We start from the raw sequence: 8,985 nt of genomic DNA, 5'->3' as shown, positions 1-8,985 counted from the left end.
CGACTTGTAAGCATTCAGCTATCAGCGGTCAGCCGTCAGCCGTCAGCAGATGTAACTCAGATTTAACACATGGTTACCTGTTTTATTGATGCAGTTGCTCATGGGGAGAACCCCCTTTGGCGGTGCTGCAACGCCTATTCAAAAGCACCTTAGCTTAATGCTAATAGCTGATAGCTGAACGCGCACGCGTGCGCGTAGCGCATTAGCTGACCGCTGAATGCTTACTCCGACTTTAGTCTTTCAAAGAAATTGTCCCGTTAACTCCCACGTCCACTTTCCGATTGGATTGCTATTTTATTATGAAGCTCACCACTCGTGGACACTACAGTGTTAAGGCACTACTAGATCTGAGCCTAAGACCAGGGTATGGACCGACATCGGTTAGAGCGATCGCTAAACGGCAAGGTCTACCAGCTCCATATCTAGAAAAACTACTGATTGAGATGCGCCGTGCTGGCTTAGTCAAGTCAGTTCGTGGAGCTCAAGGAGGCTATCAATTAGCCCATGAACCCACACAAATTTCCCTCGGCAAAATCCTAGAAGCAGTGGGTGAAACCATCGAACCACTACCCCACCATACCCCAGACGCTGGTCAAGCCGAAGACTGGGTTACATTTACACTTTGGCATCGTTTGCATCAAAAGCTTAAAGAAGCATTGTACACTATAACTCTTGCCGATCTTTATTATGATGCCCGTAGTTGGCAAGCCGCTATGGGAGAAGAAACCAGTTTCGTTGTTTGAATCAATTTTTCGTCAGCATGAAAAAGAGTAACGAACCGATTACTTATGAGGGAGGCTGTCATTGTGGCGCTGTCCGCTTCCGGGTAATTGTCAACAAGCATGAGGCAATTGATTGCAATTGTTCGATGTGTAAAAAAAAGGGCATCTTACACCTGATTGTCTCCCCTGAGCAATTTAGCTTACTTAAGGGATATCAAGTGTTGACTAGTTATACCTTCAACACTCACACAGCGAAGCACACATTCTGCCAAATCTGTGGGATTCATCCTTTCTATCGACCCCGTTCTCATCCCAATGGGATTTCTGTCAACCTACGTTGCCTTGACGGTGATGTTCTATCTCAATTTAGCATTGTCCCTTTCGATGGGGCTAACTGGGAAGAGAATGTCGATAAAATTAGAAAGTAGTGGTTCAAATCCTGGGTAATAACCATACTAATGGTGTCATTTTGCTGCTGGCGGCTAGTCTGGATTATCTGATCGGTGATCCTTGGGGTTGGGTCCATCCAGTGCAGGTTATGGGCTGGGTAATCTCTCACTTCACTCAGTTAGCAATTCACCTCTGGCAGCAGCCTTGGCAACGACGCTTAGCAGGAATTGGGTTGGGTATTGGACTAATTATTGGGAGTGGAGTAGCTGGATGGTTTATTGTCCTCCTAGGAATCTGGCTCAATCCCTTTTTGGGTATAGGCATAGGAACTATCTTGCTAGCCAGTTGTTTTGCGGGTCGCTCTCTTCGAGCAGCAGCAATGGATGTATTACAGCCTTTAACTGCTGGAGAATTAAAATTAGCCCGTTCTCGATTAAGTCAATATGTTGGTCGTGATACAGAAAATCTTTGTGAGTCGGAAATCCTACGAGCTGTCCTAGAAACGGTGGCGGAAAACACTACCGATGGGGTCACAGCCCCTCTGTTTTATGCCATTGTTGGAGCGTTGATTCCTGGGGTTGGTAGTGTTCCTCTTGCCTTAGCTTATAAAGCTGCCAGTACTTTAGATTCGATGGTCGGTTACCGGCGAGAGCCTTACACGAATTTAGGTTGGTTTAGTGCTAAATTTGAAGATTTACTAACCTGGATACCCTGTCGATTAACCGTATTGACCCTAGCCTTGATGTCTGGAAAACCTCAGCAGGTCTGGCATCTGTGTCGCCGTGATGCTATTGCTGATCCCAGTCCTAACTCTGGCTGGAGTGAATCGGCTTTTGCTGTGATTTTGGAGGTTCAGCTGGGGGGGACTAATTTTTACAGTGGTGTTGTCAAGCAAAAACCCTTATTAGGGAAACCTACCTACGAGATCACACCAGGCAAAATTGACCAAGCCTTAGAGCTGACACGTTATTGCTTTTTAATTTGGCTGGGGATAGGGTTGGTTTTTTGTCTAGTCCAATATGCGATCGCTTTACACAACCTGATCGTTTAATCAGGCAATTATTTTTTTTTGCTTAAATTTTCCCCTATGGTAGGAAATTGTATTATAACCTTTTTCCAGCCATCTATTTGGCGTTGCTGAACAAAAGAATGACATCAAGTATAGTTGGGTCAGTTACCGATTACCGATTACCGATTACTGATTACCCTTGGGTCTTCCAGCTGATAGCAAAGCCATCAGTTTTCCCCCAACTTTAGGGGGAATTGTGATCATAATTGCCTCAAAACTTAATAAAACTTAAAAAAGGAGAAAAACGTGGAAGTACTTGCTTACACTCATTCCTATGAATCCTATGAAGAAGCAGTAGGTATTGATTGTGATCTAGATCTAAGAGAACTCAACCTCAACTGGTTTAAAATTCCCAACACTGCTTGGCTCGGTTTGGTAGGATGTGCGGTCTGGTTAGCGAGTCTGAGTGTAACGGCTCCAGTGTTTGCGGCTTTGGAAACAGGGATCAAAGTCAAGACAAGTGGTGGTTGCTTGACTGCACGCAAAGGTCCTAGCGATACTTCCGCAGCTGTTGTCTGTGTTAGCAATGGAGCTGTACTCAAACCTGTGGTTGCTACAAATGGGAATTGGTTGCAGCTCAGCAGTGGCAATTGGGTTTATGGTCCTTACACTACCTCTCGATACTTTAATGGCAGTGATCAAGGGGGTGGCGGTAGTCCGATTTTGGAATCAGGAATCAAAGTCAAGACTCCCAATGGTGGGTGTTTGAAAGCACTCACTGGTCCTGGCACTGGTCAGCTTGTTGCTTGTGTCCGCAGTGGATCTGCACTCAAACCTGTGGTTGCTACAAATGGGAATTGGTTGCAGCTCAGCAGTGGCAATTGGGTTTATGGTCCTTACACTACCTCTAAATTATTTGATGAAAGTAGTGAAGGGGGTGGCGGTAGTCCGACTTTGGAATCAGGAATCAAAGTCAAGACTCCCAATGGTGGCTGTTTAAAAGCACTCCCTGGTCCTGGTACTGGTCAGGCTGTTACCTGTGTAAGCAGTGGCTCTGTACTCAAACCTGTGGTTGCTAAAAATGGGAATTGGCTACAGCTGAGCAGCGGCAATTGGGTCTATGGTCCTTACACTACCTCTAAATTCTTTTAATCTTAATCTTGATACCACAGAACCTACCCAGTAACTCTACTTGTAAGGTGCGTTATTAACGCACCTTACAAGTATAATTACCTCTCAAACCGGAGGCTATTGAGAACATTGATCACTTCTGCTTTAGTCATTCCGGGACGAATTTCTGGTCTATATAGCATTTCTATGACAGCTTGATCAATCTCAGCATATTCGGTCGTATCAGTCCAGCCTTGGAAAAATACACTATTTCTGTATTTATAGGAATCCCTCATCAGTCCTATAGATTGGGTGAGCTCTTCTCGGATTAGGTGAGACCGTGCCTTTTGGGTAATACTAGTTGTAGAAATCATAATTCTTGACTTATAAATAACTTGGTTATTCCACCAAGTGCGAACAAACCCAAAATTGACCGGTCGATAGTATGGCTCATAGCGACGAAACTCGTATTCGGGAACAAAATAAATCTTGAGATTGGGATTATTATCATCAAAATTTATTTGAATTGAACCTTGGGTAATCGTATTTATTTCATCAATAACGGTTGACAAAGTCTGCCAATCTTCAGGGGTTGGCAAGCCGATAACCTTAATCCTCAGATTTTTGTCCCATTTTTTGATAGTAGGATTGGAGGAGCCGTATTCCGAGCCTAAGGCAATTTCTAAAAAATAATCAATTTGAGCTTGAGTATAGTTTCGGTTGTCAATTGATTGGAGAGTCGGTTGTGTGCTACTTAGCTCATAATTATTCCCATAAGTGGGTGGTTGATAGGTAGATGGGATCAAAAAACCTAAGAAACTCAGAATAACAGACTTGACGATTGGCAAACAAAAATTACGCATGGTCACTCGCTTCGCTCCAATTCAAAATTATCAATTCAAAATTCAAAAATACCCCAGGAATTAATTCGAGGCATTGAAACATCGCTTCGCTCCAATTCAAATAGTCTTTTTCCATAAATGAATTCAGGGGCTTGTATCCTTAGGTTCATAAGCGAGGGGGTTTTGGCACAGTGATGATCAGCGATCGCATCACTGTGGAGCGCCGATCACAAAAAAAACCCCAGCAGTCAGCTGGGGGCAATTATCCAGGAGATTTACTTTGATCACATCCGTTATAACTCTTAAATCCAGCCCGAAATTGACTACATCCGGAAAGATTGGTCATGGTTGGGCTCAAAAAACCGAAGAAACTCAGAATATATGATTTGAGGATTGGCAAACAAAAATTAGGCATGGTCATCCCCTTTGGAATTAATCTAGAGAGTCAGGTTGCTCAGAGGCGGTTTTGGCACAGTTATGATCCGCGATCGCATCACTGTGCGACGCGATCACAATAAAAACCCCCAGCAGTCAGCTGGGGGCAATATCCAGGAGATTTACCTTTTTAGGGTAATTATCGAGTAGATTTACTTTGATCACATCCGTTATAACTCTTAAATCCAGCAGGAAATTGACTAGCTCCGGAAAGATTTCATGGTTGGGCTCAAAAAACCGAAGAGACTCAAAATAACAGACTTGAGGATGGGCCAACAACAATTAGGCATGGTCATCCCCTTTGGAATTAATCTAGAGAATTGGGTTGCTCTATAGCAATAAGCGCGCGGGTATTTACAAATAATGGTGAGGGATAAATTCCTAAAAGCTTTGTCAAACTTGGCTTTTCTCTTCCGGTCTTGATGCAGTCGCTCACGCCTGCATCAAGACCAGGCTAAAAAATGTAGTTAATAATACTCTTAAGCCTCGAAAACTACTTTTTACCTATTCCTTGTTTAAAACTTCTGAGGCGATCCGATCACTGTGCGACGCGATTACAATAAAAACCCCCAGCTTACTGCTGGGGGAAATATCCAGGAGATTTACCTTTTGAAGGTAATTCTCCTGGATATTTACCTTTACCACATCCGTTATAACTCTTAAATCCAGGATGAAATTGACTACATCCGGAAAAATTGCTAAAAGATTGCTCCTTAAAGATTGATCATTGTTGGGATCAAAGATATTACCTGGGAATTGGTGAAGGAGTGATCATCTCAAGGGGTGATCGGGTAAAGGGATGATCGGATCAGCAGTTATGACCGATGAAGGCAACTGGGGATGACTTGGGCAAGAGTGATGTCTATTAAGATGGTAGTGTTATGAACACAATACAAATATTGCTAGATAACTGGCTATCATAAAAAAAAATTTGGTAGGAAAGCGATGGAAAGCTTAGTCTGCGTTAATCTTGCCGAGTCCTATGAAGACGCGGATAATTTTCAGTGGCAAGATGATAATGGTTTAATTCGATGGTTGGATGGGCTAAACAGTCCCACTATTCCTAGTTCAGCTTGGATCAAGATTAGTGCGATCGCAATTGCCCTAACCATCCTCAGTACCGCTGCTAATGCCAGTGCTAAAGTGCTTCAAAAAGGCAGCCGTGGATCACAGGTGACTTCTCTTCAGAAAGAGTTGGCAGCGGCTGGCTTTTATAAAGGTCGGATTACTGGCAACTATGACATGTTAACCCAGTCTTATGTTGCTATCTTTCAGCAAAAGAAGGGACTACCAATAGATGGTGTGGCTGGACCAAAAACCCTAGCAGCCTTATATAAAACTGCTGGTACTGATATTCGTCTACCAACAAACACACAGCTCAAACGCGGTAGTAGAGGAACGGTAGTCAGCGATCTACAAAAGAAGTTGACAACCTTGGGATTTTTTAATGGTCCGATCACTGGCTATTACGGGCGCATCACCCAAGCAGCGGTAATTAAATTTCAGCAAGCCAAGGGATTACCTGTGGATGGTGTGGCTGGACCAAACACATTGTTCGTAATCAATGGTGGTTCGATCAAGAACGCCACTCAGTTACGGCGAGGTAACAGAGGAACTGCTGTGACCAAACTGCAACAGCGCATGAGGGAGTTGAAAGTCTACAACGGTCCAGTAACTGGATTCTACGGTCGTTTGACTGAGGCAGGGGTCGTAAAATTTCAGCGATTGAGGGGACTACCAGTCACTGGTATTGCTGACTCTCGTACATTGTCAGACCTAGCCAAAAATCCTAATGATAAGGATAATCTTACCAACGTCACTGAGTTGCGACCAGGCAGCAATGGCGAATCGGTGACAAAACTGCAAAATCGCCTTGCACAGTTGGGATTCTACAAAGGGCCAGTCACAGGATACTATGGTAAACTAACTGAGACCGCAGTCAAAGATTATCAGCTTTCTCGGGAACTGCCAGCAAATGGCATTGCTGACTCTCGTACCTTATCAGCACTACGGGGCAATTCTGGTATTGCTGTTGCTGCTGCCATCATTACTCCATTAAAACGAGGTAGTCGTGGCACAAGAGTGAATAGCCTTCAGAATCGCTTGATTTACCTAGGCTACTATAAAGGATTAAAAGATGGCGTATTTGGACCAGCCACAGAGGCAGCCCTGAAGCGATATCAACAGGACAAAGGCTTATTTCCCAATGGAATTGCTGATGCTAGAACCTTTTCATCTCTTGCTCCACGGTAATCGCTGAACGTCTGGTATAATCTCAAAACCTTGACAGCCCTGTCCCCGCCTAACTATAGGAGTGTGGGCAGGGTATCCTGCTGAAATTTTTAATTAACCAGGATGCCTACTCAAACCATTGAAATCCTATCAGCTGAAGAACTGCGCCGTACAGTCAATCGTTTGGCATCTCAAGTGATCGAACAAGTGAGTGATTTGTCCAAACTAGCACTGGTTGGTATATATACCAGAGGTGTTCCTTTAGCTCAGTTGCTAGGACGTCAGATTGAAACCCTAGAGCAGGTCAGTGTGCCAGTGGGAGCGTTGGATATCACCTTTTATCGGGATGATCTCGATCGAATTGGCATTCGCACCCCAGCAAAAACAGATATTCCCTTCGATCTTGATCGTAAGATAGTGGTGTTGGTGGATGATGTCATTTATAGAGGACGTACCATTCGTGCTGCTCTAAATGCGGTGCTTGAGTATGGTAGACCCCAAACGATTAAATTATTAGTGCTAGTAGACCGAGGACATCGGGAACTGCCGATTAGTCCAGATTTTACCGGCAAGCTACTCCCCACATCCGCCGAAGAACAGGTAAAGGTTTATCTAAACGATAATGATGGTCGGGATGGAGTGGAATTAATTAAAGTAATTAGCGCCTGAATCATGATCAGATTGCTCTTATTTTCCAAATTATTATGACCCAAACCCAACAGCGAAAGGCTGACCACATCAGGATTTGTCTCGATGAAGATGTTCAATTTCGTGCCAATACCAATGGACTTGAAAGGTACCGCTTCACTCACTGTTGCTTACCAGAACTAAACCGCAGTGAGATTGACATATCTACCACATTTCTCGGGAAATCCTTGGGAGCACCATTGTTGATTTCCTCTATGACTGGTGGTACTGAACAGGCAAAAACGATTAATTTTCGTCTGGCTGAGGTTGCCCAACATTACAAACTAGCCATGGGGGTTGGTTCTCAGCGAGTAGCTGTGGAAAAACCCGAGGTTGGTCATACCTTTGCGGTGCGCTCCCAAGCTCCAGATATTATCCTATTTGCCAACATCGGTGCGGTTCAGCTGAACTACAGTTATGGACTAGAAGAATGCCAAAAGGTGGTTGACCTGTTAACAGCAGATGGGCTGATTTTGCACATCAATCCCTTGCAGGAGTGCATTCAAGCTAACGGGGATACTAATTTCAAGGGTTTACTTGACAAAATTAATGGTTTATGCAGTAAGTTAACGGTACCAGTGATTGCTAAAGAAGTGGGTAATGGCATCTCAGCCGGTATGGCCCAAAGGTTGCTGGAGGCTGGTGTTACCGCTATTGATGTCGCTGGTGCGGGGGGCACCTCTTGGGCAAAGGTAGAAAGTGAGCGAGGATTAACCGCTCATCAGCGTCGGTTAGGACAGACCTTTGGTGACTGGGGTTTACCAACCGCTGAGTGCATTACCAGTATTCGAGCCATTGCCCCCGACATTCCCCTAATTGCATCTGGGGGATTGCGCAATGGTTTGGATGTCACAAAAGCGATCGCATTAGGAGCCGATATTGCTGGTCTAGCATTACCATTCCTGCAAGCAGCAGCTGAGTCAGTAGATGCCGTTGATGCCTTAGTGCAACTGTTGATGGCAGAAATCACTACCGCTCTATTCTGCACCGGTAATGCTACTTTGTCTGATCTCAAGGAATCCGACACTTTGAAAAAGTTAGGATAGTAATAATAGGGAATAGGGAATCGGGAATCGGGAATCGGGAGTAGGGAATAGGGAATAGGGAATAGGGAATAGGGAATCGGGAATCGGGAATCGGGAATCGGGAATCGCCCTTAATCCTTAATCCTTTATGCTTAATCCTTAATCCTTAATCCTTAATCCTTAATCCTTTATGCTTAATCCTTAATCCTTAATCCTTTATGCTTAATCCTTAATCCTTAATCCTTAATCCTTAATCCTTTACCAAATGCGTCAATTTCTCCAACAAACTTTTGCCAGCCTAGTAGGAAGTATTGCCGGTTTAATTCTATTTTTTAGTTTAGCTACTAGTGGATTCCTGTTTCTACTGATTGCAGTAGCATCCAAAGATACAGGGCCACAGGTTCAAGATAAATCAGTGCTGGTGTTTGATTTATCGGTCAATATCAGCGATACCAATCCTACCTCAAGCACCAGTGAAGTGATTGAAGAGGTGTTATCGGGTCAACAAACCAATATCATCCCTTTGCGCAAGA

Annotated in this window: 9 protein-coding genes and 1 pseudogene; 9 read left to right on the top strand and 1 reads right to left on the bottom strand. The window is 44.1% G+C overall.

Going from position 1 to position 8,985, the window contains the following annotated elements:
* The first annotated feature begins 299 nt into the window (after positions 1 to 299).
* From F6K20_RS13055 to F6K20_RS13040, 4 genes are all read left to right on the top strand, one after another.
* Positions 300 to 743, top strand: coding sequence for an Rrf2 family transcriptional regulator (locus tag F6K20_RS13055; RefSeq protein ID WP_008184397.1), 444 nt, complete (start codon positions 300 to 302; stop codon positions 741 to 743).
* Positions 744 to 760: 17 nt separating this feature from the next.
* Positions 761 to 1,150: a GFA family protein gene (locus F6K20_RS13050; protein ID WP_008184398.1), complete on the top strand. Its 390-nt coding sequence runs from the start codon at positions 761 to 763 to the stop codon at positions 1,148 to 1,150.
* The gene (cbiB, locus tag F6K20_RS13045) at positions 1,150 to 2,163 is read left to right on the top strand and encodes an adenosylcobinamide-phosphate synthase CbiB (protein WP_008184399.1); all 1,014 of its coding nucleotides are present in this window, start codon (positions 1,150 to 1,152) and stop codon (positions 2,161 to 2,163) included. Before F6K20_RS13050 ends, cbiB begins: the two co-directional genes overlap by 1 nt.
* A gap of 264 nt (positions 2,164 to 2,427) precedes the next feature.
* Complete coding sequence (locus F6K20_RS13040) at positions 2,428 to 3,273, top strand: hypothetical protein (RefSeq protein WP_008184400.1); 846 nt, start codon at positions 2,428 to 2,430, stop codon at positions 3,271 to 3,273.
* A gap of 77 nt (positions 3,274 to 3,350) precedes the next feature.
* On the opposite strand, the gene F6K20_RS13035 is transcribed toward F6K20_RS13040, so the two are convergent.
* A complete protein-coding gene (locus F6K20_RS13035; protein ID WP_008184401.1) occupies positions 3,351 to 4,094 on the bottom strand; it encodes a DUF2927 domain-containing protein in 744 nt (247 codons plus the stop codon).
* A 323-nt stretch (positions 4,095 to 4,417) separates the two neighbouring features.
* On the opposite strand from F6K20_RS13035, the gene F6K20_RS13030 reads away from it, so the two are divergent.
* The 5 genes and pseudogenes from F6K20_RS13030 to F6K20_RS13010 all read left to right on the top strand — a co-directional run.
* Positions 4,418 to 4,591, top strand: coding sequence for a hypothetical protein (locus tag F6K20_RS13030; RefSeq protein WP_154659792.1), 174 nt, complete (start codon positions 4,418 to 4,420; stop codon positions 4,589 to 4,591).
* A gap of 862 nt (positions 4,592 to 5,453) precedes the next feature.
* On the top strand, positions 5,454 to 6,761 hold the full coding sequence (locus F6K20_RS13025) for a peptidoglycan-binding domain-containing protein (protein ID WP_008184409.1): 1,308 nt from the start codon (positions 5,454 to 5,456) through the stop codon (positions 6,759 to 6,761).
* Positions 6,762 to 6,863: 102 nt separating this feature from the next.
* Positions 6,864 to 7,409: a bifunctional pyr operon transcriptional regulator/uracil phosphoribosyltransferase PyrR gene (pyrR, locus tag F6K20_RS13020; RefSeq protein ID WP_008184410.1), complete on the top strand. Its 546-nt coding sequence runs from the start codon at positions 6,864 to 6,866 to the stop codon at positions 7,407 to 7,409.
* Positions 7,410 to 7,444: 35 nt separating this feature from the next.
* Entirely contained in the window at positions 7,445 to 8,473 is a 1,029-nt protein-coding gene (gene fni / locus F6K20_RS13015; protein WP_287247985.1) for a type 2 isopentenyl-diphosphate Delta-isomerase, read from the top strand.
* Positions 8,474 to 8,717: 244 nt separating this feature from the next.
* Positions 8,718 to 8,985: pseudogene (locus tag F6K20_RS13010) on the top strand (signal peptide peptidase SppA); the annotation flags it as partial.

The organism is Moorena sp. SIO2C4 (genome assembly GCF_010672485.1).
Lineage (GTDB): Bacteria > Cyanobacteriota > Cyanobacteriia > Cyanobacteriales > Coleofasciculaceae > Moorena > Moorena producens.
The sequence above is the reverse complement of the archived record's forward strand: the minus strand, read 5'-3'. Positions and strand labels throughout refer to the sequence as shown.

Excerpts from the sequence above, each read along its gene's own strand:
- F6K20_RS13055 (WP_008184397.1), top strand. The coding sequence starts at position 300 with ATGAAGCTCACCACTCGTGGACACTACAGTGTTAAGGCACTACTAGAT.
- F6K20_RS13050 (WP_008184398.1), top strand. The coding sequence starts at position 761 with ATGAAAAAGAGTAACGAACCGATTACTTATGAGGGAGGCTGTCATTGT.
- F6K20_RS13035 (WP_008184401.1), bottom strand. The coding sequence starts at position 4,094 with ATGCGTAATTTTTGTTTGCCAATCGTCAAGTCTGTTATTCTGAGTTTC.
- F6K20_RS13030 (WP_154659792.1), top strand. The coding sequence starts at position 4,418 with ATGGTTGGGCTCAAAAAACCGAAGAAACTCAGAATATATGATTTGAGG.
- F6K20_RS13025 (WP_008184409.1), top strand. The coding sequence starts at position 5,454 with ATGGAAAGCTTAGTCTGCGTTAATCTTGCCGAGTCCTATGAAGACGCG.
- pyrR (WP_008184410.1), top strand. The coding sequence starts at position 6,864 with ATGCCTACTCAAACCATTGAAATCCTATCAGCTGAAGAACTGCGCCGT.
- fni (WP_287247985.1), top strand. The coding sequence starts at position 7,445 with ATGACCCAAACCCAACAGCGAAAGGCTGACCACATCAGGATTTGTCTC.